This window comes from Nitrosomonas sp. Is24 (genome assembly GCF_033063335.1).
In the GTDB taxonomy this organism is placed as follows: domain Bacteria; phylum Pseudomonadota; class Gammaproteobacteria; order Burkholderiales; family Nitrosomonadaceae; genus Nitrosomonas.
In genome coordinates, this window is the sequence record NZ_JAWJZG010000001.1 from 1,147,449 (window position 1) to 1,173,228 (window position 25,780).

Annotated in this window: 22 protein-coding genes; 10 read left to right on the plus strand and 12 right to left on the minus strand. The window is 48.8% G+C overall.

The window, feature by feature from the left end; translation table 11 throughout:
* Window positions 1–111: 111 nt before the first annotated feature.
* Both R2103_RS05105 and serB read left to right on the plus strand, forming a co-directional pair.
* Window positions 112–1,578 carry a GGDEF domain-containing protein gene (locus tag R2103_RS05105; protein ID WP_317530429.1) on the plus strand — a complete coding sequence of 489 codons (1,467 nt, stop codon included), beginning with the start codon at window positions 112–114 and terminating at the stop codon, window positions 1,576–1,578.
* Between the two features lie 47 nt (window positions 1,579–1,625).
* Window positions 1,626–2,456, plus strand: a complete 831-nt coding sequence (gene serB / locus R2103_RS05110) for a phosphoserine phosphatase SerB (RefSeq protein ID WP_317530430.1) — start codon at window positions 1,626–1,628, stop codon at window positions 2,454–2,456.
* A gap of 31 nt (window positions 2,457–2,487) precedes the next feature.
* Here serB and R2103_RS05115 read toward each other — a convergent pair whose 3' ends face one another.
* Window positions 2,488–4,098, minus strand: coding sequence for an NAD-dependent malic enzyme (locus tag R2103_RS05115; protein ID WP_317530431.1), 1,611 nt, complete (start codon window positions 4,096–4,098; stop codon window positions 2,488–2,490).
* A 240-nt stretch (window positions 4,099–4,338) separates the two neighbouring features.
* On the opposite strand from R2103_RS05115, the gene R2103_RS05120 reads away from it, so the two are divergent.
* Together R2103_RS05120 and R2103_RS05125 are read left to right on the plus strand one after the other, a co-directional pair.
* Window positions 4,339–4,743: a group III truncated hemoglobin gene (locus R2103_RS05120; protein WP_317530432.1), complete on the plus strand. Its 405-nt coding sequence runs from the start codon at window positions 4,339–4,341 to the stop codon at window positions 4,741–4,743.
* 26 nt (window positions 4,744–4,769) lie between these two features.
* Entirely contained in the window at window positions 4,770–6,434 is a 1,665-nt protein-coding gene (locus R2103_RS05125; RefSeq protein WP_317530433.1) for a diguanylate cyclase, read from the plus strand.
* Between the two features lie 127 nt (window positions 6,435–6,561).
* On the opposite strand, the gene R2103_RS05130 is transcribed toward R2103_RS05125, so the two are convergent.
* Window positions 6,562–7,389 (minus strand): SH3 domain-containing protein, encoded by an 828-nt coding sequence (locus R2103_RS05130; protein ID WP_317530434.1) that lies wholly within the window; start codon window positions 7,387–7,389, stop codon window positions 6,562–6,564.
* A gap of 343 nt (window positions 7,390–7,732) precedes the next feature.
* Between R2103_RS05130 and R2103_RS05135 the strand changes: the two genes are divergently transcribed.
* From R2103_RS05135 to R2103_RS05150, 4 genes are all read left to right on the plus strand, one after another.
* Window positions 7,733–8,173: a universal stress protein gene (locus tag R2103_RS05135; protein WP_317530435.1), complete on the plus strand. Its 441-nt coding sequence runs from the start codon at window positions 7,733–7,735 to the stop codon at window positions 8,171–8,173.
* A gap of 48 nt (window positions 8,174–8,221) precedes the next feature.
* The gene (locus R2103_RS05140) at window positions 8,222–8,995 is read left to right on the plus strand and encodes a DUF4126 family protein (RefSeq protein WP_132428627.1); all 774 of its coding nucleotides are present in this window, start codon (window positions 8,222–8,224) and stop codon (window positions 8,993–8,995) included.
* 88 nt (window positions 8,996–9,083) lie between these two features.
* Entirely contained in the window at window positions 9,084–10,220 is a 1,137-nt protein-coding gene (earP, locus tag R2103_RS05145; RefSeq protein ID WP_317530436.1) for an elongation factor P maturation arginine rhamnosyltransferase EarP, read from the plus strand.
* Window positions 10,221–10,301: 81 nt separating this feature from the next.
* The gene (locus R2103_RS05150; RefSeq protein ID WP_317530437.1) at window positions 10,302–10,865 is read left to right on the plus strand and encodes an elongation factor P; all 564 of its coding nucleotides are present in this window, start codon (window positions 10,302–10,304) and stop codon (window positions 10,863–10,865) included.
* 59 nt (window positions 10,866–10,924) lie between these two features.
* On the opposite strand, the gene R2103_RS05155 is transcribed toward R2103_RS05150, so the two are convergent.
* The 8 genes from R2103_RS05155 to iscR form a co-directional block, all read right to left on the minus strand.
* Window positions 10,925–11,485, minus strand: coding sequence for a NifU family protein (locus R2103_RS05155; RefSeq protein WP_132428621.1), 561 nt, complete (start codon window positions 11,483–11,485; stop codon window positions 10,925–10,927).
* Window positions 11,486–11,597: 112 nt separating this feature from the next.
* Window positions 11,598–12,077, minus strand: a complete 480-nt coding sequence (gene sufU / locus R2103_RS05160) for a Fe-S cluster assembly sulfur transfer protein SufU (protein ID WP_317530438.1) — start codon at window positions 12,075–12,077, stop codon at window positions 11,598–11,600.
* Window positions 12,077–13,336 carry a cysteine desulfurase gene (locus R2103_RS05165; RefSeq protein ID WP_317530439.1) on the minus strand — a complete coding sequence of 420 codons (1,260 nt, stop codon included), beginning with the start codon at window positions 13,334–13,336 and terminating at the stop codon, window positions 12,077–12,079. The genes sufU and R2103_RS05165 overlap by 1 nt, the downstream gene beginning before the upstream one ends.
* A complete protein-coding gene (gene sufD, locus R2103_RS05170; RefSeq protein ID WP_317530440.1) occupies window positions 13,333–14,640 on the minus strand; it encodes a Fe-S cluster assembly protein SufD in 1,308 nt (435 codons plus the stop codon). The genes R2103_RS05165 and sufD overlap by 4 nt, the downstream gene beginning before the upstream one ends.
* Window positions 14,637–15,431 (minus strand): Fe-S cluster assembly ATPase SufC, encoded by a 795-nt coding sequence (gene sufC / locus R2103_RS05175; RefSeq protein ID WP_317530441.1) that lies wholly within the window; start codon window positions 15,429–15,431, stop codon window positions 14,637–14,639. The genes sufD and sufC overlap by 4 nt, the downstream gene beginning before the upstream one ends.
* Window positions 15,428–16,864, minus strand: coding sequence for a Fe-S cluster assembly protein SufB (sufB, locus tag R2103_RS05180; RefSeq protein WP_090449356.1), 1,437 nt, complete (start codon window positions 16,862–16,864; stop codon window positions 15,428–15,430). The genes sufC and sufB overlap by 4 nt, the downstream gene beginning before the upstream one ends.
* A 121-nt stretch (window positions 16,865–16,985) precedes the next feature.
* Window positions 16,986–17,327, minus strand: coding sequence for a HesB/IscA family protein (locus tag R2103_RS05185; protein WP_317530442.1), 342 nt, complete (start codon window positions 17,325–17,327; stop codon window positions 16,986–16,988).
* Window positions 17,328–17,510: 183 nt separating this feature from the next.
* Window positions 17,511–17,972, minus strand: coding sequence for a Fe-S cluster assembly transcriptional regulator IscR (gene iscR, locus R2103_RS05190; protein WP_108699241.1), 462 nt, complete (start codon window positions 17,970–17,972; stop codon window positions 17,511–17,513).
* Window positions 17,973–18,390: 418 nt separating this feature from the next.
* Between iscR and R2103_RS05195 the strand changes: the two genes are divergently transcribed.
* Window positions 18,391–18,783, plus strand: coding sequence for a hypothetical protein (locus R2103_RS05195; RefSeq protein WP_317530443.1), 393 nt, complete (start codon window positions 18,391–18,393; stop codon window positions 18,781–18,783).
* A gap of 117 nt (window positions 18,784–18,900) precedes the next feature.
* Here the strand turns inward: R2103_RS05195 and R2103_RS05200 are convergent, their stop codons facing one another.
* Both R2103_RS05200 and epsL read right to left on the minus strand, forming a co-directional pair.
* Window positions 18,901–20,349 (minus strand): undecaprenyl-phosphate glucose phosphotransferase, encoded by a 1,449-nt coding sequence (locus R2103_RS05200; protein WP_317530444.1) that lies wholly within the window; start codon window positions 20,347–20,349, stop codon window positions 18,901–18,903.
* Window positions 20,346–21,632: an XrtB/PEP-CTERM-associated polysaccharide biosynthesis outer membrane protein EpsL gene (gene epsL / locus R2103_RS05205; protein ID WP_317530445.1), complete on the minus strand. Its 1,287-nt coding sequence runs from the start codon at window positions 21,630–21,632 to the stop codon at window positions 20,346–20,348. Before epsL ends, R2103_RS05200 begins: the two co-directional genes overlap by 4 nt.
* 392 nt (window positions 21,633–22,024) lie before the next feature.
* Between epsL and R2103_RS05210 the strand changes: the two genes are divergently transcribed.
* Window positions 22,025–25,780 (plus strand): ATP-binding protein, encoded by a 3,756-nt coding sequence (locus R2103_RS05210; RefSeq protein WP_317530446.1) that lies wholly within the window; start codon window positions 22,025–22,027, stop codon window positions 25,778–25,780.

Genomic DNA, 25,780 nt, shown 5'->3' on the forward strand with positions numbered 1-25,780 from the left:
GCGAATGGCGTAAATTAAAATAAGTTAATATACTGTCTTTATTTTATAATCAGCAACAATTATCATATTATTCAATAATATATGATTATTATCTAACACGAAGGATAATAAGTGATTGATGATGCATTGAAAAAGCGATTGAATCATTGCACGGCGCTGCCAAGTTTACCGGCTGTGGCTGTCAAAATCATTGAAATGGCGAACGATCCCGATGCCGATATTGGTGCCGTTTGCCAATATATTTCATTGGATCCGGTGCTGTCGGCAAAACTGTTGCGTACAGCAAACACACCGCTATATAAATCCCGCCGGGTGGCAACCAATATCCGTCAAGCCGTCAGTATTCTGGGTACGCACACCGTCCTTGTGATCGCCTTATCCTTTTCGCTGACCCATTCACTGATGAAAAACCCAGTGCCAAATCACGGCGCGGTCTTTGACAGTACGATTTTTTGGCGCCGCTCCATCGCGTCGGCACTTGCGGCGCGCGCACTGGGAGAAAAACTCGAGCTGAATTATCTGGACGATTTATTTCTGGCCGGGCTAATTCAAGAAATCGGTATTCTGGCATTCTGGGTCATCATGCCGGAAGAATACGGCAAGGTTTTTGCGTCGACTTCGGATCACGATGTTTTGCTGAATAGTGAGCGCGAGGTATTCGGCGCGGGGCACGATGAGCTGGGTTATGCGTTGCTGAAAAGATGGCATATTCCGGATTACATCGCGTTGTCCTGCATCAATAGCCATTCGCAGCCGGAACCCAAGAGTCTGGGACCGACACTGCAATCGTGTCTGGCGGTTTCCCGCTATTTGGCCGACTACTTTCTCTATCCGCATGAGGCTGAAAAAATGACCGCGTTGAACCAAGCGGCGCAAGACTGGCTCGGATTTGACGCGAATGTGCTCATCGACGTGATTAAAATCATGGAAGTGGGATTGAATGCGGTGGAAGATTTATTTGAAATGAACATTCACGATCCCGCGGAAGTCAGTGGCATTCTCGCCGAAGCGAAAGAATTGCTGATGATTCATGATTTATCCCGGATGCGCGACCTGGAAGATAAGTCGCAGCGGGATGGTTTAACCGGCGCCTATAATCGCACTTATTTTGACGAAACGTTACGGCGCGAATTCAATCTGGCGGTGCAATACAATCTGCCGTTGACGATTGCCATCATCGACCTTGATCATTTTAAGAATGTTAACGATACGTATGGCCACGTTGCGGGAGACTCATTACTGGCCATGGTGGTCAAAACGGTTTTCGATCAAATCCGTCAGGATGACACCCTGAGCCGCTATGGGGGAGAGGAATTTGCCTTGATTCTTCCCGGCACGGCGGTGGCGGCTTCGAGAAATCTCATTGCACGGCTAAAAGATTCGATCGCGGAAATCGCGTATAAATTTGACGGCCGCAGCACCATCCGCATCACGGCATCGATCGGTGTCGCCGGATATCTGGAAAATGCGGCACAAATACGCGACCCGCGCGATCTGATCAAAGCGGCTGATTCCGCGCTCTATGCCGCCAAGCATGCGGGCCGGAATCAGATTATGGAATGGGACGGTAACGCCTGATAGTTTTTTCAACCTGAAATACTGCACTTAATACTCTTTACAACCTTATGAATTTGATTATCCAAGGATTGGATGTAAACAACAGCGATCTGCGCGAGCTGGCGAAGTTATCGCATGCCGACGCTATCGAACGGATTACCGGGCAAGCTTTCCGATTGACTCATGCTACGCATTCCGATGCGGTACCGGAATATTGCGCGCAAGCCGAGCTGGATTTTGCGTTTGTAAATGCGGCAACGAAACTTTCCGACTTCAAATTGATTGCCATGGACATGGATTCGACCTTGCTGGCGATTGAGTCGATTGACGAAATTGCCGACATGCAGCAGATCAAACCGCAAGTGGCTGCTATCACAGTGCAAACCATGCGCGGTGAGATCAGTTTTGAGGAAAGTTTGACACGGCGTACGGCTTTATTGCGCGGCGTGCACCAGGATGACTTGCAGAAAGTCTACGATGAGCGTGTGAAGCTCAGTCTGGGCGCGGAAAGAATGTTACAGTTGGCAAAGCAATCCGGCATCAAGACCATGGTGATTTCCGGCGGTTTTACATTTTTCACCGAGCGGATCAAGACAAAATTGCAACTCGATTTTGCCGCAGCCAATGTGCTGGAAATAGACAATGAACGGCTGACCGGAAAAGTGGTTGGAGAAATTATCGGCAGAGAAGGCAAAGCGCAAGTGCTGAAGCAAGTTTGCGCGGAACTGGGAATACAGCGTGAACAGGTCATCGCCATCGGAGACGGCGCCAATGATCTGGCGATGCTGGCCGAAGCGGGTGTTGGCATCGCTTATCGTGCTAAGCCGATTGTCAAACAACAGGCGACGTATTCAATCGATTATGTCGGATTGGACGGCGTCACCAATTTATTCGCATGAACTGTGGCGGTGCAACGGTAATGCATCGGTTTTAGTAATCCGGTTCATACATCAGCGGCCGGATATAGCTGTTCAAATCTTCCGGTAACGCCGCTTCCGCCAATCCTTCATTCATCGCCACCCGGCAAACGGCTGCCGCAATCGCGAGCGATACGTCGCGTACCCGGGTTAATGCCGGATACACCGCGCCGTTGCGGATTTCCGAATCGGTCACCGTGTTTGCCAGCACCTCGGCGGCGGCCAAAAACATGCTTTGCGTCACCAGCCGCGCAGCGCTGACGGTGACGCCCAGGCCGATACCCGGGAAAATATAGGCGTTGTTTCCTTGCGCCGGTTTGAAAACTGTATCGCCATAGCGCACCGGGTCAAACGGGCTGCCGCTGGCGAAAATAACCCGCCCGTCGCTCCACTGATAAGCTTGTTCCGCGGTGCATTCGGTATGCGAGGTCGGGTTCGACAGGGCGATGATCACCGGACGCTCATTCACCGCCGCCATCCTGCGCACAATGGTTTCGCTGAACGTACCGGCTACACCGGTTGCGCCAATTAACACATCCGGTTTGATCTCGCCGATGGCATCGGCAAAACTGCACGCCGCATGGGCTTGAATGAACGGTTTAATGCGCGGTTTGATGTTCTCGTTCGCGGTGGTTATTAATCCTTTCCGGTCGATGAACCATAGCCGTTTCCGCGCTTCTGCATTGCTGAGTCCGGCTTTGACAAACGCATCCACGGCCAATTCCGCCGTTCCGCTGGCGGCCGATCCTGTGCCGAGAAACATGATGTTCAGATCGGCGAATTTTTTCCCAGTAATGCGGCATGAGGTGTAAATGCCCGCCAGCGTCACGGCGGCGGTACCTTGGATATCGTCGTTAAAGCAGCGCACTTGTCCGCTGTAGCGTTCCAAAAATTCAAATGCGTGCGGCGTCAGGAAATCCTCGAACTGTATGACGGCGTTGGGGAAACGTAATTGCACGGCCTGGACGAATTCGTCGACCAGCGCACGGTAGGTAGCACCATCAATGCGGGGATGGGGATAGCCCAGGTAAAGCGGATCTTCGCGTAACGCTACGTTATTCGTACCGGCGTCGAGCATGACTGGCATGCATTGCGCCGGATGGATGCCGGCGCAGGCGACGTACAAAGCAACCTTGCCGATCGGTATGCCCATGCCATTCGCGCCCAAGTCGCCCAAACCCAGGATGCGCTCTCCATCCGTCACCACAATGACGCGAATATCTTCTTCCGGCCAGTTTTTCAGAATCGTGGCGATTTCGCCGCGATCCTCAGGGGTGATATAGAATCCCTGCGGTTTTCTGAAGATGTGTGCAAATTCCTTGCAGGCTTCGCCGACCGTGGGGGTGTAGACCAACGGCATGATTTCTTCGATGTGGTCGATCATGGTGCGATAAAAAAGCCGTTGGTTGCGTTCCAGCAAGGCATTCAGAAAGATATATTTTTCTATGGCACTGCTTTTGCAGCGCATGCTGCCTAAGACGCGTTCGATTTGTTTGTGGATGCTGGCTACTTCATAGGGCAGTAATCCCCGCAAACCGAACCGCTCCCGCTCTTCCCGCGTAAATGCCGTTGATTTTGTGAAGCTCGGATCGACTAACAACGCTTTGCCGTATAAATTTTTCATTTTGATCCCTATCTCCCTAATAGCCAGCGGGGTTTACCATGGCTGATGCGGTACAAAACCGCTTAATTTGCTGCAAAGTTGGACAATCCGGAAAACCGAAGATAAACTAGTTTCCATCATCAGATACGCTTGACAATGGTATCTGCGGAACACAGTTACAATCCATCCCAGCCATGGATTAATTCTTTCTAATCAGCACTGAGGTAATTTCAATACATTATGAGTCAATCGCCATTTCCAATGCCGGATCCTAGTTTATATACTGAAGAAGAAATAGCAAACCTGGTTCATACATTTTACGCAAAAGCCCGGAAAGATCCCGGACTGGGGCCTATTTTCGAGGCGCATGTCATCGATTGGGATGCGCATTTTGTGCAGATGATCAATTTCTGGTCGGCGCAGTTGCGCGGCACGAGCCGGTTCCGCGGCGCGCCGATGCCTAAGCATATTGCCTTGCCCGATCTCAATGCGGCGTTGTTTGAGCGCTGGTTGCAACTGTTCAAAGAGACAACCGGGGAACTGGGCAATCCGAACCTGCAACAGCAAGCCAATGCCATTGCGACGTTTATCGCGGGGCGGTTATGGCAGGGTTATCAGATGAGCAATTACCCGGATAAACAGCCGGTTACACTTCATACAGCATAGTTTTCAATAACCTTGCGGGATTGATCTTGAAAAGCATCAAAAGCAAGATTATCGTTTTCTCCATTCTGGCTACACTGATTCCTTCATTGGGATTGGGTATATTGTCGTTTCAACAAAACGAAACGATGATCAACGAGAATGTCACCCGCGAGTTGCGTGCTTTGGCCAATTATGCCAGCCGGGAACTGGAGCTGTGGATTAAGGAACAGATTCTGACGGTCCGGGAACTGGCGACATCCAAGATTCTGATCGAGGGATTGTCGCGAGACAATCAAACCCAAGCGCGGAAAAACAAACTCAAAGTGCAGCGCAAGGGATTGGAACTGTACCTGCAATCCGTGCATAAGCGGCTGGAAACCGTGCTGGAATTAACGGTGGTCGATGTGGAAGGAGGAATACTCGCCAGCAACGTCGAATCGCCTTTCCCGGTGAAACTCTCGCCGGATTGGCCGCAAGATGCGTCGACTCAAGGAGAAGTTGTTGGGCCACCGCAGTGGAATGCGGATTATGCAACGGCCGTGCTGAGCATCGCGGTGCCCATATTGTCGGTGGACGATTTTATTTTGGGTGCGCTGATCGTGACGTTTGATTTGCGCGATATCCAGTCAAATTTAAAGGACAAGATCAAATCGCCGCCTGGCGATGTTCTGCTTCTGGACAAGGGTGGCAACGTCATGCTGGCCAGCGATGCCGCGATTGTCAATCCGGATAACCCGGTGTCGCTTGATGCGGAAGTAATAAAACGGTTGCGCGATAACCCGGGAGAATACGAGATATTCCGGGGACTGCGGCAGGAAAAAGTTGCCGGTCTGGCGTATGTGTCGGAAAAACCGCTGATTACTATTATTGCCACCAGAAGTCATCAATTGATCTATGCGTTTTGGGAACAACAGCGCAATTTATTCGTTGGTCTGATCAGTATCATCATCCTGGTGGTCGCCGCTATCGCTTTCCAAATGAGTCATGCGATTGTCGTTCCATTGCGAAGATTGATCGATGCCACCGGAAAAATTGTGCAAGGCGATCTCAACGTTGAATTGACGAGCACGCAGCGCAATGAGCTCGGGCAGCTGACACAGATGTTCAATCAGATGACAAATCAGTTGCGTCTGGATCAAGCGAAAATCGAGGAAGCGAGTGCTGCCATGCAGCAAAAGAACGCGCTCTTGGAAACGCTATCGGTTACCGACAGCCTTACGGGGTTATTTAATCGCAATAAACTGAATGCCATCATCAATGATCAATTGGCGAGATATGAGCGCAACAAGCGGCCGTTTTCCGTCCTGATGATCGATGTCGATCATTTCAAAACATTGAACGATAGCCTCGGGCATGTCGCCGGGGATGAAATCATTGCAGGGATAGCAAAAAAGATTTCGCAATCGATCCGCAACGTCGATTTTGCAGCCCGTTTTGGCGGCGACGAGTTTATTATCATTCTGGCGGATACCGCCATCAGTGAAGCGCTGAAGACTGCGGAACGCATCCGGGCGCATGCAGCAAGCGTGCATTGCGGCGCGATCAACAAGACGCTCAAAGTAACGCTCAGCATCGGCGTCATTCAAAGTGAACCGGAAGACATATCGCTGACCATTTTGTTGTCCAGGGTCGACGGCGCGTTGTATGAAGCTAAGCGCTCGGGGCGTGATCGAGTGTACAGCGTACAGCCTAAATCCGATTCAGCTACATAGACTTGCGGGCTGTTGAAAGAACGTTTTGCGTTGCCGCTGCAATGAACTACAAACGCATCATGCATTCACACGCCTAAATTGCCTTTCTGACCTGTTTTGCCCCTCGGAAATGTTTCTTAACGCCCTGCTAAGGATGGTGATTTTTGCCCGCTTCTAGACCGGTATTGAGAACCCAGCCTTGTTTCTGGTCGACTTGAACGCGTAACCATGAACCCTGACTGGCATTCGCTATGACCACGGTATTTTTTTTCAGCGTGGTCACTAATTGCGCCTTGGCGCTTGGCAATTTGCGTAAATTGATGTTTGCCTTGGTGTGTAATTTTATCGGTGTGTGAAATTCCAGCAGCGAGTTATTTTCATCAGCTGTTTTTTTGTGATTGGGGGTTGTGATCAAACTGATCAATTGCTTGGCCTGGGTAATATAATTCATGGCCGAGGCATACTGATCCTTGGCAAACAGTACCGAGGCGGTATCGACCAAATGCTTGGCTTGAATTTGCAGCACTTGGTCCGCTGGAGAAACCTTCGTTTGTTTCAGGTTTGCCAGTGCCACCTCGGTTTCCGCGATGGCAGAGGCGGTGCCGGGTTTGGTTGCGAGTCTGTGCAGCTTGACTTGTGCCCGCGTTGCTTCCTTGTTGACTTCTCGCAGTACTTGCGCCTGATTTTTCTGGCGTATTTGCTGATTCTTGATTAATTCGTCTTTTTCCGCGAGCAATTTTTCCAGGCGAGCGATTTCCTTGCGTAGATTTTCTTCCTGTGAAGCAGTGACGGGTGCTGTTTCAATAACCGGAGCGGGAAGTTGCTCCTGGGAAGCGCATCCGGTAAAACTCAGGGCAATAATGATAACAATCGGCAGATTCGATAATGAATAAGCCTCTTTACAAACACGTGGTAATGACGCTTGAAACCAAAGCTTTGTCGTCTTATTGTTCTGTAATTCTGACTGATTCAGCATACTATCTTCCCGGTGGATTTAATCGCTGTATCCGTATCGTTTCTGGCAACGAATAGTAAAATGCGATGGGGTTCAGTGGATACGAGAAAAATAAGATTCTCAGTTGATTATTTTATAATCCGGTAAATCAAGCATTCATAAAGAACGCAAAAGGTACCAAAATTAAGTGTACTGAAGAATTGGCCGGTTTTCCAGGTGTTCAGGCATACTGGGAGAAAGAAATTCGCTGTATGCATTTTTATTGTTTCAAAATACAATGCGGTACCGTCACTATCCGGGTTATGCGCAAACTTTCTCATTTTGATAAAGTATCTGAATATATTACTACTTTCACGGAGGTGTCATGTATCAGCGAATTTTAGTGCCGGTTGACGGCAGTGCAACATCCGGGCGCGCATTGGCCGAAGCGGTTAAATTTGCGCAACAGCACAAGGCACGTGTGGAAGTGGTGCATGTACTGGAGGAAATCGGGTATTTTGATGAGGAGAATTATCTCAATTATGCCGAGCTGGTCGATTCGTTGAGACACAGCGGCGAGAAAATACTTGCCGAAGTGCAGATGAAATTAAAACAAGCCGGGGTGCCGGTGGAGACAAAGTTACTCGAAGCCAATGGGGAACGTGTCGCCCATGTGATTACCGCCGAAGCGAAAAATACGCAAGCGGATCTGATCATTGTGGGGACCCATGGCCGATCCGGTTTTAGCCGCCTGTTGCTGGGTAGTGTTGCAGAAGGAATACTGCGCACGGCGGATATCCCGATCCTTCTGATCCGTGGCGGCTGATCTTCGCTATCAAGAATAAGCTTAGGTATTCATTAAGAAAATCAGATTATGGAAAATTACGAAGCATTATTGACGACAATCGCCTTGATGATGGGTGTTTCCTGGGCGAGCGGCATCAATCTGTATGCGGTTTTGCTGGTGCTGGGCTGGGGCGGTTCGACCGGTCATATCGATCTGCCAGCTGAGCTGACGGTATTGGAGGATCCCTTGGTGATCGGTGCTGCTGCCGTGATGTATTTCATCGAATTTTTTATCGACAAAATACCCGGTATGGATTCCGCCTGGGACTCCATTCAAACGTTTGTGCGCATTCCGGCTGGCGCCATGCTGGCGGCAGGCGCGGTCGGCGATGTGACACCGGCGCTTGAGATTGCGGCCGGTATTCTGGGAGGCAGCTTGGCCGCTACAAGTCATGCGACCAAGGCAGGCACAAGGTTATTGATCAATACCTCGCCTGAACCTTTTACCAACTGGTCAGCTTCGCTCACGGGCGATTTTATGGTGTTCTCAGGCATGTGGACTGCAGTGAGGCACCCGGAAATCTTTCTCATCCTGCTGGTCATTTTTATCGGTATTGCCATTTGGTTACTACCGAAGTTATGGTACTTGATCAAAGTGGTGCTCGCCAAAATAGGAAAATTTCTTGGCTTGGTAAAAGCCGGGCCGGTTACCTCCGCTGAATTAGACACCGGCATTCCCGTGCAGAGACATCATCACTTGTCGGCATTGGAACGGTTACAACAACTGCGCGACCAAGGGGCTCTGACGGAACAGGAATTTGAACAGCAGAAGGAAAAGATTTTGAACGAGGGGCACCATTGAGCTCATCCTGCCTTGGCAATGTTGTGCAAAATAGCGTAACACCTTTATCAATGCGTGCCGGAAACGTGTTTTTATAATCCGGAGTCTGATGCAACGCCGCTGGGATATTTTTTGCACGGTTGTCGATAACTTTGGCGATATCGGTGTGTGTTGGCGTTTGGCAAAGCAATTAACACAGGATCGTAACCAAATGGTGCGGTTATGGGTCGACGATTTACGGTGTTTTTCCTGCATTGCACCGGACGTGAATCCGGAAATTCAACAGCAGAACGTGCAAGCTGTTGAAATCTGTCATTGGCAGAAGACATTTCCGGATGTCGAACCGGCCGATGTGGTGATTGAAGCGTTCGCCTGCGAGCTGCCGGATGTATATATCGCCGCGATGGTGCGCAAGGACAAGCGGCCCGTCTGGATCAATCTGGAATACCTCAGTGCCGAGCCCTGGGTTGCGCAATATCACCGCCTGCCTTCACCGCATCCACGCTTTCCTTTAACCAAGACATTCTTCTTCCCTGGATTTGTGCCGGGTACAGGCGGATTGTTGCGGGAAAAGAATTTACTGGCGCAAAGAGAGGTTTTTGATTTTGCTGCGGAGCAAGCGTTTCTGGATCAAAAAGGCCTGTGTGAGCGCCGGTCCGGTGAGATCCGCATTGCGCTGTTTTGTTACGACACAGCGCCGGTTGAGGATTTGATCGGTGTTTTGTCAGAATCTTCAAGCCCGGTTTTGCTGATTGTGCCGCAGGGGCGTGTGGCGGATCGCATCGTGGCAATCTTAAGTCATGTTGCCTCGCCCAATGGGTCATTAATCAAACATAAGCAGTTAACCGTGCAGATCGTTCCATTTATGGCGCAAAATGATTTCGATCGGTTGCTGTGGAGTTGCGATATCAATTTTGTGCGCGGTGAAGATTCCTTTGTACGTGCGCAGTGGGCAAGCAATCCTTTTATCTGGAATATTTACCCGCAAGCGGAAGGCGTGCATTGGAAAAAGCTGGAAGCGTTTCTTGATTTCTATACTGTGGATATGCCGCCGGAAATGGCCAGCGTGGTTCGCGAAATGTGGTTTTGCTGGAATGGCGCAGATGAGATCAATAAAGATGTGTGGATGAACTTCTTGGGGTTGCGTGAGTCTCTGATGCAGCATAATAAAAAATGGGTTAAACAATTGCTCGAGCAGGATGATTTAGTATCCGGTCTGGTGCAGTTTGTTGAAAATCAGCTATAATTCGCCGTTTTTAAATCGGATGTTGGCGCCGCAACATAACATCAACTTTGCTTATAACTTAATTTTGGAATCGACAGAAATATGAAAACCGCAATGGAACTACGCTCAGGTAACGTCATCATGGTTGGTAATGATCCCATGGTTGTGCAACGAGCGGAATTTACCAAATCTGGCCGTAACGCATCTGTGGTTAAAATGAAGCTGAAAAATTTGTTTTCCAGCACCACGACGGAAACAGTTTACAAAGCAGATGAAAAATTTGACTTGGTCGTTCTCGATAGAAAAGACTGTACTTACAGCTACTATGCCGATCCCCTCTATGTTTTCATGGACGCCGATTTCAATCAGATCGAAGTGGAAGCGGACAATATGCCGGATGTCCTGAATTATCTGATCGATGGCATGACAGATGTGTGTCAGGTCACTTTCTACGATGGTAAAGCGATTTCCGTTGAGTTGCCGAATACGATTGTGCGTGACGTGGAATATACCGAACCTGCGGTGCGGGGAGATACCACCGGGAAAATCATGAAGCCAGCCCGGCTCGTGGGATCGGGTTATGAAATCCAGGTTCCGGGTTTTGTGGAAATTGGTGACAAGATCGAAATTGATCCGCATAACAACGAATTCAGAAAACGTGTTTGATCGATCACTGTGATCTACACAATAAAAAAGGTGACTGAGGTCACCTTTTTTATTGGGTGCTAACTGGCGATGACTTGGATATCCGGTTCAAGCGTTTTCAGCATGTTCTCAATCCCCCTCAGGGTACCGGATATCGAACTGGGGCACGTGCCGCACGCGCCTTGATAATGAATGCGCAAAATATTGCCTTCCAGGCCCAGGATATGCAAATCGCCGCCATCGTGCTGCAAGTACGGGCGCACTTCTTCATCCAGCAGGACATTGATTTTCTCCAGCCGCAATTGATCTTCCGGACTTAAATCGGCGAGTGCATTACTCGCAGCCGCTACGGTTTCGGCGGATTGCGCCGTGGCAGCGGGCGCCGCACGGATAGGATCGGCGATTTCGCGCGCCAGATCCTGCCAATTGGCGTCTCCGTCTTGAGTGACGGTGATCCAATGATCGATGTAAAAAACATTCGTGACATGATCGATATCGAATAGCGCGGAAGCCAATGGATCGTCCTTGGCCGCTTCGGCGTTATCGTACGAGCGTGCAACACCCCATGTCAGTGGTTCCTTGAGGATAAACTTCAAAGCGTTTTTATTCGGCGTACCTTCAATATCAGCAATTTTTGGCATTTTGATGGGTGTTAATATTGAGTCCAGCAGTTAATCAATGGGGCTACACAGGGCCGCAATATGAGATCGAATCGACATATACGAACCTGGCGTTGAACGTTGTTTTGTTATATCAAGAATGATTCGGCAGCGTTGGCGCGGAATCGTCTGCTTCAGTCGATGCGCTGTCGAGCGAATTCAATGCGGCATGTAATGTATGCCACGGTAAAATCGCGCATTTAACCCGTGTCGGCAGATCCCGTATGCCGGAGAAAACAGTCAACCGGCCCAGATGATGCGGTTGATTGGTATCCAATTTTCCGGTAGCCAGTTCACGGAATTCATGAATCAGTATTTCCGCATTTTCACGTGATTTTCCCTTGACCGCTGCGGTCATCATCGAAGCGGATGCTTTGCAGATGGCGCAGGATTCACCTTGAAACGCGATGTTATTGATCTGATCATCTTCCAGTTGCAGCGTAATATCGAGGCGATCACCGCAGAGCGGATTATGCCCGGTGGCATGATGGCTGGCATGATCCAGCTTACCGTAGTTGCGTGGTTTCCGGTTATGGTCAAGGATGACCTCTTGATACAGTGAATTGGTATGCATTATAAAAAAATCTTTTGGACAGTTTTTATGCCCGCCACCAAAGCATCGACTTCTGTTTTCTTATTATAAAAAGCAAATGAGGCGCGGGAAGTGGCCGGTACATTAAAGCGTTGCATGACGGGCTGGGCGCAGTGATGCCCGGTACGGACTGCAACGCCATCCTGATTCAGGATGGTGCCGATATCATGCGGATGAATGCCGTCGATGGCGAAGGAAATCACCGCGGTTTTCTCCGCGGCGGTGCCGATGATCCTGACCCCAGGAATGTCATTGAGGCACGCCGTGGCATACTCCAGCAGTCCTGATTCATAAGCGGCGATTTGTTCGATACCGATCGCCGTTAAATAATCAACGGCTGCACCGAAACCGATGGCGGCAGCGATGGGTGGCGTGCCAGCCTCGAATTTATGCGGAATGGTGTTATAGATCGTTTTCTCAAATGTGACGGAAGTGATCATATCGCCGCCGCCTTTAAACGGTTGCATCGCTTCAAGCAAGGCTGCTTTGCCGTAGAGGATGCCGATGCCGGTCGGGCCGCACAATTTATGAGCGGAAAAGGTGTAAAAATCGCAATCGAGCGCTTGCACGTCGATGGTGATATGCGGAGCTGCCTGCGCGCCGTCAATCAATACCGGCACACCGTGCCGATGCGCGAAATCGATCATTCCTTTGATGGGATTGATCGTGCCGAGTGCATTTGATACGTGGATCAAGCCGACAAACTTGGTGCGTTCGTTAAATAGTTTCTCATATTCATCAACTTCCAGTTCACCCTTGTCATTGACTGGAACAACACGGATCGTTGCGCCTTTCTCGTTAGCCAGCATTTGCCACGGCACGATGTTGGAGTGATGCTCCAATGTGGTCAGAATGATTTCATCGCCTGCTTTGATGAATTTCCGGCCATAACCATGCATTACCAGGTTAATGGAATCGGTCGTGCCGCTGGTGAAAATGACTTCCCGGTCTTCGCGAGCATTGATGAATTGCTGCAACTTGCAGCGCGCGTTGTGATACTCCAGCGTGGCGACTTCGGATAAATAATGAACAGCACGGTTGATGTTGGCGTGCTGCGTTGTCTGGTATCGCACCAAGCGATCAATCACCTGTTGCGGCATTTGACTGGATGCCGCATTGTCAAGGTAGGCTAAGGGCTTGTCATCAATCTTGAGTTGCAGAATCGGAAAATCGGCACGGATCTTTTCCCAATCAGGGCTGGAAGAAACGTCAGATTTCAATGAGGCATTCACTGGCGTCATGATGGGTTACTCTGCGTTTGATCGAGTACCGTTTGCTCGAGTTGTTGTCTAAGCGAAGAGACAGGAATACGGCTGATAATTTCGGCACCAAAGGCATACGTTAATAAATTGCGTGCGGCGGTTTCTGACAAACCCCGGCTGCGCAAATAAAAAATTTCTTCCTGATCGAGCTGGCCGACCGTTGCACCGTGTGAGCATTTCACATCATCGGCAAAAATCTCCAGCTGCGGCTTGGTATCCACTTGTGCTGTTTTACTCAGCAATAAGTTACGGCTGGATTGCGATGAGTTAGTGCGTTGCGCCTGAGGGCGTACGATAATTTTTCCATTAAACACGGCATGCGCCGCGTTATCGGCGATGCACTTGTGTTGCTGATGGCTGGTGCCATTCGGTTTGACATGATCGATACAAGTATGGGTATCGGCCAGCTGGCGATCCGATATCAAAGTCAATCCGTCTATGGTGCATTCAGCTGCTTCATCGGTTAAGCGTACATCCAGGTTATAGCGGGAAATCTGCGATCCTAGCGAAATGCTGACCGATTGATAATTACTGGCATGGGCGAGCGATACCGCGCAATTCGCGAAATGAAAAGCTTTTGCGCTTTCGCGCTGCACGCGTATATGCTTGGCCTGCGCGTTAGCGGCCAGACTGATTTCCGTGACTGAATTGGTAATGTAAGCCGCGTGCTGAAGCGTGACGTAATCTTCAATCAACGTCACATGACTACCCGCTTCGCCGATTAACAAGCAACGTGGATAACTGGTGACTTCATGTTGCGTTGCAATGAACAACAGGTGAACCGGTTCAGCAATGACGGTATTTTTGGGCACGATGACGACGGCGCCATCCTGCAGAAAAGCGGTATTCAATGCGGCAAACACATTGTAATCAAATGGCACGTATTGACCCAAATGAGATTCCAGGGTCGATGCCTGTGCGGATAACAAAGCCGATAGATTGCCAGCGATGAGTGCCGCGGGTTCGGCGATGGCCGATAATGGCTGTGAGAAGTGACCGTCAACAAACACCAGGCGATTTTTGGCATCGTCCAGAAAAAAATGCTGAATGTCTTCTATTTTCAGGGTTGAATCCGGCTGCGATGGCCGGTAGGGCAGAGCAGTGAGCGGCGAAATATCCGTGAAGCGCCATTCCTCATCACGCTTGGTCGGCAGTTTTTGTGTGCTGACGCAATCGATGGCCTGAGCGCGCAATTGATTCAGCCAAGCGCGTGATTCAGCCGGTTTTGCCTGCCAGGACTTCAGCAGGCATTCAAGGTAGCTGGTACCGATTGCTTCACTCATGCGCTAACTCCGGCAGCTGACTGCTTGTTCGCATTGATCCAGTCATAACCGCGTGTTTCCAATTCCAATGCGAGCTCTTTGCCGCCGGTCATGACAATGCGGCCTGCCTGCATGACATGCACAAAATCGGGCACGATATAATCCAATAAGCGCTGATAATGAGTTACCAGAATCGTTGCATTGTCTTTGTTGGTGATCCGGTTGACGCCATTGGCGACGATTCTGAGCGCATCAATATCGAGCCCCGAGTCGGTTTCATCGAGTATGCTCAATCTGGGTTCCAGTAACGCCATCTGCAAGATTTCGTTACGTTTCTTTTCACCGCCGGAAAAGCCTTCATTGACGCTGCGATCGAGGAAATCGGGTTTCATTTCCAGTAATTTCATTTTCTCGCGCACAAAATCGTCGAACTCGAGCGGATCCAATTCTTCTTTGCCGCGTTGCGTTTGCACCGTATTATAGGCAAGACGGAGGAATTGCGTATTGGCTACGCCTGGAATTTCAATGGGATATTGGAAAGCCAGAAATAATCCGGCACGGGCACGTTCTTCGGGGGGTAATTCCAACAAGTTTTTATCTTCAAATTGAATCGATCCGCCGGTGACTTCATACGCGGAATGGCCTGCCAGCACTTTGGCAAAAGTGCTTTTACCCGATCCATTCAAGCCCATGATGGCATGTATTTCACCGCTTCTTACCGTAAGATCGATCCCTTTGAGAATTTCAGTGCCGTTGATGCTGGCGCGCAGGCCTTGCACTGAAAGGATGGTGGGACTATTTGCAATAATCATCCGACACTGCCCTCCAGTTTGAAGCTCAGAAGCTTGGTGGCTTCAACCGCGAATTCCATCGGCAATTGTTGAAATACATCTTTGCAGAAACCATTGATAATCATTGAGACAGCTTCTTCGGCGTCAATGCCGCGTTGTGAAAAGTAAAAGAGCTGATCTTCACCGATTTTTGACGTGGAAGCTTCATGCTCAACCTTGGCGCTGTTATTGTGCACCTGAATATACGGAAACGTATGCGCGCCACATTGATCACCGATCAGCATGGAGTCGCATTGCGAATAGTTGCGTGCACCTTCCGCAGTTGGCGCGATCCGCACCAACCCGCGATAGCTGCTATTGGAATGACCTGCGGTGATGCCTTTGCTGACGATGGTGCTGCGTGTGTTTTTTCCAATATGAATCATTTTGGTGCCGGTATCAGCCTGTTGATAATTGTTTGTGACGGCCACCGAATAAAACTCACCGACGGAGTTATCGCCGCGCAAAATGCAGGAGGGATATTTCCATGTGATCGCAGAGCCGGTCTCCACTTGCGTCCAGGAAATGCGCGAATTGACGCCTTTGGCCAGTCCTCGTTTCGTGACGAAGTTATAGATACCGCCGACACCATTTTCATCACCGGCATACCAATTTTGTACCGTTGAATATTTAATATCCGCATTATCCAAGGCGATCAGTTCAACAACAGCAGCATGCAGTTGATTCGTATCGAATCGCGGAGCAGTGCAGCCTTCTAGATAGGAAACGGATGCACCTTCTTCCGCTATGATGAGCGTTCTTTCAAATTGCCCGGAACCTTCCGTGTTAATGCGGAAATAGGTTGATAAATCCATGGGGCATTTGACGCCTTTCGGAATGAAACAGAAAGAACCATCGGTGAATACTGCGGAATTCAAGGCTGCAAAGTAATTGTCGCCAACCGGCACAACAGACCCCAGGTATTTCTGAATGAGCTCAGGGTGAGTATGTACTGCTTCCGAGATGGAACAGAAAATAATGCCTACTTCCGCCAGTTTTTGCTTGTAAGTGGTGGCCACTGAAACACTATCGAATATCACATCGACAGCGACACCGGCCAGTGCAGCGCGTTCGTGCATCGGCACGCCCAGCTTTTCAAATGTGCGTAATAATTCAGGATCGACTTCGTCCATGCTGGCCAGTTTTTTCTTCGGCTTTGGTGCTGAATAGTAGCTGATATCCTGGAAATCGATTTTTGGATAGTGCACATTCTGCCATTCGGGTGCGGTCATGGTCAGCCATTTTTCATAGGCTTTCAGACGGAATGACAAAAGCCACTCGGGTTCATTTTTTTTAGCCGATATTAACCGGATTATTTCTTCATTTAATCCCTTAGGGGCGATATCGGACTCAATATCGGTAACGAAGCCATGTTTGTACGGTTGATTAACCAGACTTTGCAATACTGCACTCATTTGGTTTATTCCTTTTTAGTATCTTTTGTTTGAAACAGATCGCTTTGAATCTTAAATTGCCGGATAGCTGGTTTGGTTAATTCGCAAATTGAGAAACCATTGTAATTGAAGTTGTTGTTGCTTAAATCTTAGCAGATTCTTTAACACTGAAACTATCGCCGCAGCCGCAGGTATTATCAATATTAGGATTGATAAATTTGAAAGAATAATTAAGACCTTCTTTGGTAAAATCAATTTGCGATCCGTCCAGATAAGGCAAGCTGTTGGTATCTACAACCACCTTGGTTTCATGAGACTCGAATAATTGATCATTCGAATTGATCTCATCCGCATAGTCAAAGGTATAAGCAAAGCCCGAACAGCCGGATTTCTTGATTCCGACGCGCAGGGCAAAACCCTTACCCCGTTTTGCAAGTTGTTGCCGGACATGTTTCGCGGCATTTTCAGTTAATGTGATTGGCATAACAGTTCAATTTTCTCAATTTAAAATCAGGTGCGATACTTTAATTTTATGAATTTCGTGCTATTAAACGGGCTTCAGATATCAATGAAGTTACCGGAAAATTGGACACGGATTCAATTAAAATGTTCTGTAAAGTATTGTGATTTCATGGCAAATTGAGTGCTTTGATCAACTGGTTTCAATTTACGCAGCGGTTGATTCACGCATATCAAGGAGCGGCATAATGGTGTCACCTTGTTGATTGATTTGATTATCAACCAATTCTTTAAGTGTTACCGCACCCAGATATTCGAAAATAAGTTCATTCAGTTTTGCCCATAAGTCATGTGTCATGCACTTTCCGTCGTTATGACAATTTTCTTTACCACCACATTGGGTTGCGTCAATAGGCTCATCGACGGCGAGAATGATATCGGCCACCGAAACTTTGTCCAAATCTTTCGCCAAGCAGTAACCGCCCCCAGGACCACGAACACTATCCACAAGCTCAGATTGGCGCAATTTTGCGAACAGCTGCTCCAAATACGAGAGCGAGATTTTTTGCCGTTGACTGATGTCAGCTAGCGTTACGGGATGATTGCTTTGTTGTAAAGCAAGATCTAATAGTGCAGTTACTGCAAATCTTCCTTTCGTTGTTAATCTCATGATTGACTCCTTGTAAGAATCGGATGGGTTGATGGTTATATATAAAATACTTGTTGTTAAATAATACTTGATCAATATAGTCAACTATACAATACCCGATTGATTTAGTCAACTATAAATCTTTTTTATGTGAAGCTTGCAGGGATTTGCTGGGAATGCACTCTTGGTTAATGGTTAACTGGATGATAGATAAGTGAAAACAAAATGAATAAATTTGTTATGGGGTGAGACTACAAATAGAACTAATTTAGCTATAATCATCAAGCTCTAAAATAGCCTGGAAAATAAAAAAGAGTGATCGGTTTTGTGCATGCATACTCGATTTTTGCTGACGTCGAATACATGAATTCATGATCGTTTTTGATGGTTTTATAAGTTTGGATAATCTTTAAATTATTTTGTTAAGAGGGAGAGGAATATGAGTATGGAAAGTGAGTTTAGAATGAGATTCGGAGGTTTTTGGAACTCCCTCATTTTGCTCTTTGTGATTATTGTTTGTCTTCGCTTCTCAAGTCTTGAGTTCGCTGACGAGAATCTGACCAAGCGAATCTTTTGTGCGCTGCATCTATTTCTAGGCTGTATTGCCACGGGTGTGTTACTGGGGATATTAAAAATATTTTTGGCGTTTTCCAATCAGACATACACGCGTGCTCCGGCATCGGCCAATTTTGCACGGGGTCTCAAATATGGAATTGTTGCTGGCGGTTTAATGATACTTATCGTTGGCGTGCTGCAATTGAATAATTTCTTGGGTGTATTCCAACCTATATTGAATGGATTGGTAGCGAAATTGACTGCTATTTTTGTATAAGCAGTAAAGGGAAGGGCCAGTTAGAATGGCTGGCCTTTTTCAATTGGAATATTGTCTTTCAAAGATTTTTATCGTGTTTCTTCATCCGATGACATTGTCATATCGAATTTTCCTAAGTTAGTAAGCATTATCTTTTTTGAAGACGACCAAGACGGTTTTGAAGATGATCCAGAGGTCGAGCCAGATGGACCAATTTTTGAGGTAGTAGAGATCGTGTTCGATGCGGGCTTTCATTTTTTCCAGCACATCGGTTTCACCGCGCCAGCCGTTGACCTGGGCCCAGCCGGTGATGCCGGGTTTGGCCATATGGCGCAGCATATAACCCTTGATCAGCTTACGGTAGAGCTCATTATGCGCCACTGCGTGCGGACGCGGGCCGACGATACTCATTTTGCCTTCCAGCACATTAAAGAACTGCGGTAACTCATCCAATGACGTGCGGCGCAGGAAGCCGCCGATTTTGGTTAGCCGCTGATCGTTCTGCTTCGCTTGTTGAATCGTGGCGCCATCCTCGGTCACCGTCATCGAGCGGAACTTGTACACGATGATTTCTTCCCCATTCAAACCATAGCGGCGCTGCTTGAAGATCACCGGGCCGGGCGACGTGACTTTCACCGCCAAGGCAATACACGCCATGATGGGTGATAGCAAAATAATGATCAGCACAGCCAATATAAAGTCACTGATACTTTTCACCACCCCGTCGACACCGATGAAAGGCGACTCGTTCATGGCCACGACCGGCGTATCGCCGATGTACTCGAAACGCGCCTGCATCAAATCGAAGATATAAATATCGGGCAGAAAATAGATCGACGACGTGGTATCCGGCAACTCATCCATCAATTTCTGAATGCGCGGCTGCGACGACATCGGCAGACTGATGAACACCATCTCGGTATTATGTTTCTTGATATAAGGCACGACATCGTCCAATCCCCCCAAACGCGAACCGAAATCGTCCGGTCTGGTGATGGCAACGGCGGACGAGGGATCATCCGGCTCATCGGACTGGGAGCCGAAGTTGCCGGCGGCGATGCGTGAACTGTTGCGCTCATCGAAGAAACCCTGATAACTGATCAGCAAAAAGGGCAGCTCGGCAATGTGACGAATGAACGCCAGACTGTTTTCATTCGCCCCGATCACAATCGCCGAACGCAATTTACCCTTGTTGTACAGATTGTTGATAATGCTTCGCACCGTAATGTGGCTCGCAATCAGCATCAACGGCGTGACGATGAACCAAGTCAGCAGCACTTGCGGAGAAAATTGGTTGTGAAATTTGGTGGCATACCCCAGAAACACCAGGATAGTGATAATCATCAGCCAACCCACCACCGTATCGCGCATATAAGCAAACAAACGCCCCTTGCGCCAATTGCGGTAAATGAGAATGCGCTCGTAAATGTAGGTGGAAACGAAAAAGGTAATGATGACCAGCACCAGGTAGTAACTGGTGAAATCTTCATCGTACAACCAAGCGGTCAGTATCAGCATGCTCCAGATGATAAAAGGATCGAGCAGATGCTTGAAAAAGGCTACTATCGGTAAATCGTTAACTGTCATCGTTTTCCGTACGTGTATTGCAGATTGATATTGGCGCCATTGGCGTTAAATCCGCCCAATCTGTTATTGGTTTGTAAATCATTGTGATAAACCGAAGCCATCAGCTGCAAACCAGGGTAGGGGGCGTATATGAGTTTTACCGCGGCATTGCGAAGCGTATTGTGCGTGCCGATCGGTGCGAAGGAATCGGTAAAGATTGAAAAGTTATCAAACTTCAGATCCTGATAGGAAAAATCTCCTTGGAGTTTCACTTTTTGTGTGATATCCCAATACGGTATAAAACTGCCCCCGGTGTTAAGGCTGAAGCTAGCGGTAAGCATTTGCAGTGCAGCGGTCTCGCGCCAACCGCTCACCGATAATCCAACCCGGTCGGTGAGTTGCCAGCTATAGATTAGGCGGGCATTAAATCCGTTAAAGTCACGTACGGGGAAACTTGCATTGGTACGCTCTACCCATCCGCCCGTTCCGTAAAGATTCGATTTAGCGGTTACGGCCCAGTTGATTTTTGCCAATGCCTCTTTCTGATGATAGCTATTGTCTGTTAATGAACCATCGGCTGCCAGGACACGAACCGGAAAATCACCGATGGTGCCGCGAAACAGCACGCCGATGGTATTTCTGCCCGATGTCACAAAATCGATTCCGCCTTCGAAGCGATCTTCAATACGGTTAAGAAAGCGCAAGTTGGGACTGTTTGAATTGAGATCGTAGCGGGTGTAAGCGCCATTCAAACGCCAGCGTGGATGGAGACTCCAGCTGGCGTTAAAAAACTCGGTTTGCTCGGTTCTCACATTTTTAACACCCGGTTGAAACAAAAACGGCGCCAGTGACTGCACATAACTGGCACCCATATTACCTTCCAGGCGATTGCCAAGAAACCAATGCCAGCTGCCACTGAAATTCTTCAGGTTATTATTCATCTGATCGAATTTCTCAAAGCGGGTATGCGACCAGTTTAAATTCGCATTCAAGCGTTGCCGCCCGACCTCTTTCTCAAACATCACACCGCCGGTAAAACGGTGGGAGATATCAAAAAGGTTACTCGTGCCAAGCAACGGCACAGGATTCATGCCATCACGTATACGTAACATATTGTCGTCCGCGGTGAAGCCATAGCTGCCGAAAGGTTGTATCAGCTTACCAAATGCAGCGGCCCATGCGGTGTGGCTGCACAGCAGCAATACCATCCCCGCAGCCGTGAGCGCCTGCAGCCGGGTGGTTCGTGAGAAGCAGATTGCGATAGGCGTAATGGACTGAGTGATACGAGTAAATGTAACTTCCATGAATTGATGGTTCATTAACTTGAGATTCTCAGAGTTTCCAGTGGACAAAAATCAATGCGTTTGACACAACGACACAACCTAACCTTCCCATAGCATGTTCTCATAAAATTATTTCTAACAACACTTTTTTATTCTTTTGCTTTCCTTAACCGGTACTTCTTACAGTTTGGATGAGATTCATGAATCAAATTAAGTATCGGCTGTGGTGCGGAAATAATTGTGGATGGGATTACGGCATCCGAGCGCAGTAAGATTAGCCGGGATAATATAAGCCGCTCTCAATAGCACTTAATCAACCCAAAACTGTCTTTGTTTCATCCTGTTTGATTTTCTGATCAAATACAGGAGAATAGGCTAAAAAACCGGTTTGCAGCTCATGCAAGGAGGAACTGATGAAATTCACTTCACTGACACAGCGTTTTGCTGTTTGGTTCACATTGGTTTCTTTGCTGCCCATATTGGTGATTGGCAATAGCCTGCTACATACTTTTGAGAAGGAAATAAAAAAATCGGCTATCCGGAATGTTTCTGCGATCGCCGATAAAAAGATCGAGCAGATCGATAGCTACTTGAAGGAGCGCTTTCTTGATTCCAGCTTGGTGCGTGATTCCAGCACGACACATAATGCTCTGATGGAATTTACCAGAATATTTGAGCAAAGCGGGGTGGATTCAGATGATTACCGCCAATTGGACGCCAGTTACCGTGAAAATTTCAAGCGTTTTGTTGAGGAAGCGAAATATTACGATATTTTTCTTATTTCCACTAAAGGCGATATCGTCTATACACAGGCACATGAATCCGATTTTGCCACTAACTTGCTCACAGGTCCTTATCGCGATACGGCACTCGGTAAAGTTACCCGTTATGCACTGGATAATTTAAAAAGCAGCATCTCAGATTTTGAGCGCTATGCGCCATCTCGCGGTGCTATCGCAGCATTTGTTGCGACGCCGGTAATAATAAACGGTGAAATTAAAGGGGTACTGGCGCTGCAAATCTTTAGTGAACGTGTATTTGCTGTGATTGCGAACAATGTCGGGCTGAGCGAGAGTGGTGAAACAGTTGTGGTGCGCCTAGAGGACGATCAGACCGCATTGGTCATGGCACCGTTAAAATACGATTCCGCTGCGGCGCTGGAGCGCAGAATTTCTCTCAAGATACCTTCTGCGGAGTCTATCCGGAATGCCCTGAGCGGTGATTCCGGGGGGGCGCTGACTCTAGATTACCGCGGCAAGGAAGTGGTTGCCGCCTGGCGCTACTTGCCGCTCATGAGATGGGGCATCGTGGTGCATATTGATGCCGATGAAGCGTTCGCCTCCGTGCACAAAGTGCATTATGTTGGTTTGATGATTCTGGTTTTGACGTTACTCGCCGCGCTATTGGGGGCCGTTCTGTTTAACCGCCGTGTTGTTGATCCTCTGAAGCATTTGAACCGTAGCGCCATGGAGATTTCGGCGGGTAATTTGCATCAGCGCGTGGCAATTGAAGGCTGGGATGAAATGCGGCAATTAGCGAATACCTTCAACTTCATGGTGGAGCAGCTGAATGCCAGCGATCAGGAACGCAGCAAAGCGGAAGGAAATCTGGTGCAGCTCAATCTGGAACTGGAGCACCGCGTTGCAGCGCGGACCGACGATTTGCAGCGCGCCAATGTGGCTTTGGCGATCAAAGAAGAAGAAATGCGTTCGGTGGTCGAACATATGGTGGATTGCGTGGTGACCACCAATGAAATCGGCACGATACTTTCCGCCAATCCGGTGATGGAAAAATTATTCGGTTACAGCCACGAGGAAATGATCGGTCAGAATATATCCATTATCGTGCCCGAGCCGGATCGCAGCAAACATATCGGCTATATGGAAAACTATTGCCGCACCGGGCATGGTCAGGAGTATGTCGGCCGTGCTTATTTATCCGGTTCGCATGGGATCGGTTTGGGCCGGGAAGTGGAAGGCGTGCGCAAGGACGGGGAGCGGATTGAATTGTATCTTGCGGTCAGTGAATATTTTGTCGCAGGGAAGCGGCATTTTACCGGTGTCATGCGTGATATCCGCGAACATGTGCACATCATGAAGGAACTCAGGCAAGCCCGAATAGAAGCGGAGCAAGCCAGTAAAGCCAAATCGGCGTTTCTGGCCGCCATGAGCCATGAAATCCGCACACCGATGAATGGTGTGATCGGTATGATCGACGTGCTCAGGCAGACCAGTTTAAGCGGTTATCAAATGGAAATGGCCAATCTGATCCGTGATTCCGCTTATGCCTTGCTGGCCATTATTGAAGATATTCTGGATTTCTCCAAAATCGAAGCGGGTAAGCTGGAAATCGAAAAAATTCCGATGCCGCTGGCCAGCATCATCGAGAATGCGTGCGGCATGCTGGCGCATTTGGCGCTGAGTAAGAAGGTGGAGCTGACGCTATTCATCGATCCCGCGATCCCGGAAAATGTCTTGGGCGATCCGCTACGCTTGCGCCAAGTACTGGTGAATATCATTAATAACGCGATCAAGTTTTCCAGTAAACAGGAAAAACAAGGCAAAGTCTCGGTGCGGGTATTACTGACGGAATCCAATCCGGATCAGGTGTTGGTGACCTTCCAGGTAACCGATAACGGCATTGGCATGGATAAGGAAACGCAGGAAAAGCTTTTCAAATCATTTTCCCAAGGCGACCCTTCCACCACAAGGCGCTTTGGCGGAACCGGACTTGGCTTGGCGATTTCCCATCATCTCGCGGAGCTGATGGATGCGGAAATAACCGTGCAAAGCGAGCCGGAACAAGGCTCGACCTTTATCATACAAATGCCCTTCAAACCGCTGCCGGCAGCTGCCGTTGCCGACCATAAGATCGAAGATCTGGAAGGTATGAATTGCTTGATCCTGGGTGACAACGATAGTCTGAGCAATGATCTGGCTGTTTACTTAAAAAGCGCCGGTGCGCAAGTTGAGCAAGTGACCGATCTTGACCGGGTTGATCAGTTTATTCAGGAGCTCGCGCCGGGTTTGTGGCTCGTTGTCATTGACGCCGGACAGCATGTTCCACTCATCAAGGAATTGCGTGCCGCGTTTAACGCCCGTTCAAAAAAAATAACAGGCGCAGCGAAAACCGGGCCGGAAACATCGCAATCTTCCATCGAACCGCGCTTTGTCGTGATCAAACGCGGCCGCCGCCGGCAAGCACGTATCGAGGATATCGATATCATTACGCTGGACGGCGATGTCATGTACCGCCAATCGTTACTGCGCGCGATGGCGATCGCTGCCGGTAAGGTGGAAATGAACACGGAAACCGCGCCGGTTGTCAATTTACTGAAATCCGGACCGGTGCCGATGCCGCGCGAAGAAGCCTTGCGGCAGGGTAAGCTCATCTTGGTGGCGGAGGATAACGACATCAATCAGAAAGTCATCCGCCAGCAGCTCAACTTGCTCGGCTATGCAGCGGATATTGCCAACGATGGGCGTGAAGCGCTAAAACGATTGCAGAACTGCAATTATGCGTTGCTGTTGACCGATTTGCATATGCCCGAAATGGACGGTTTTGAATTGACGCAGGAAATCCGCTCCCAAAATTCCGTCTGGAAGCACATGCCGATTGTCGCGCTGACCGCCAATGCGCTGAAAGGCGAAAGGGAGCATTGCCTGAACGCCGGTATGGACGATTATCTGAGCAAACCGGTGCAGCTTGACGATTTACGCCGGGTTCTGGAGCAGTATCTGCCGGGTGACAAACCGGCTGCAGCGGCGCAATCCGTTATTCCCGCAAACGTGACCGTACGCGAAATGGAAATAGCCACAGTGCCGGTCGACGTGCAGGTGCTGGAAAAATTAGTCGGTGATGATCCGGCGATGATCCAAGACATGCTGCGGGATTTTCGCGCCAGCGCGGAAAAAATCGCAACCGAATTGCACGCCGCCTATCAAGCAGGCCAGTTTGCTGCGGCCGGATCATTGGCGCATAAACTTAAATCGTCTGCGCGTTCGGTGGGCGCGCTGGCGCTGGGTGAGCTATGCGCGGCGATGGAGCAAGCGGGGAAAAAGAACGATGCGGCGGAATTGGCTGTGCTGTTGCCGCAGTTTGACGTGCAGCTGATTGCGGTCAAATCATATCTCGATATGTTGTGCACGCAAGACGAGAAAAACGCCTGA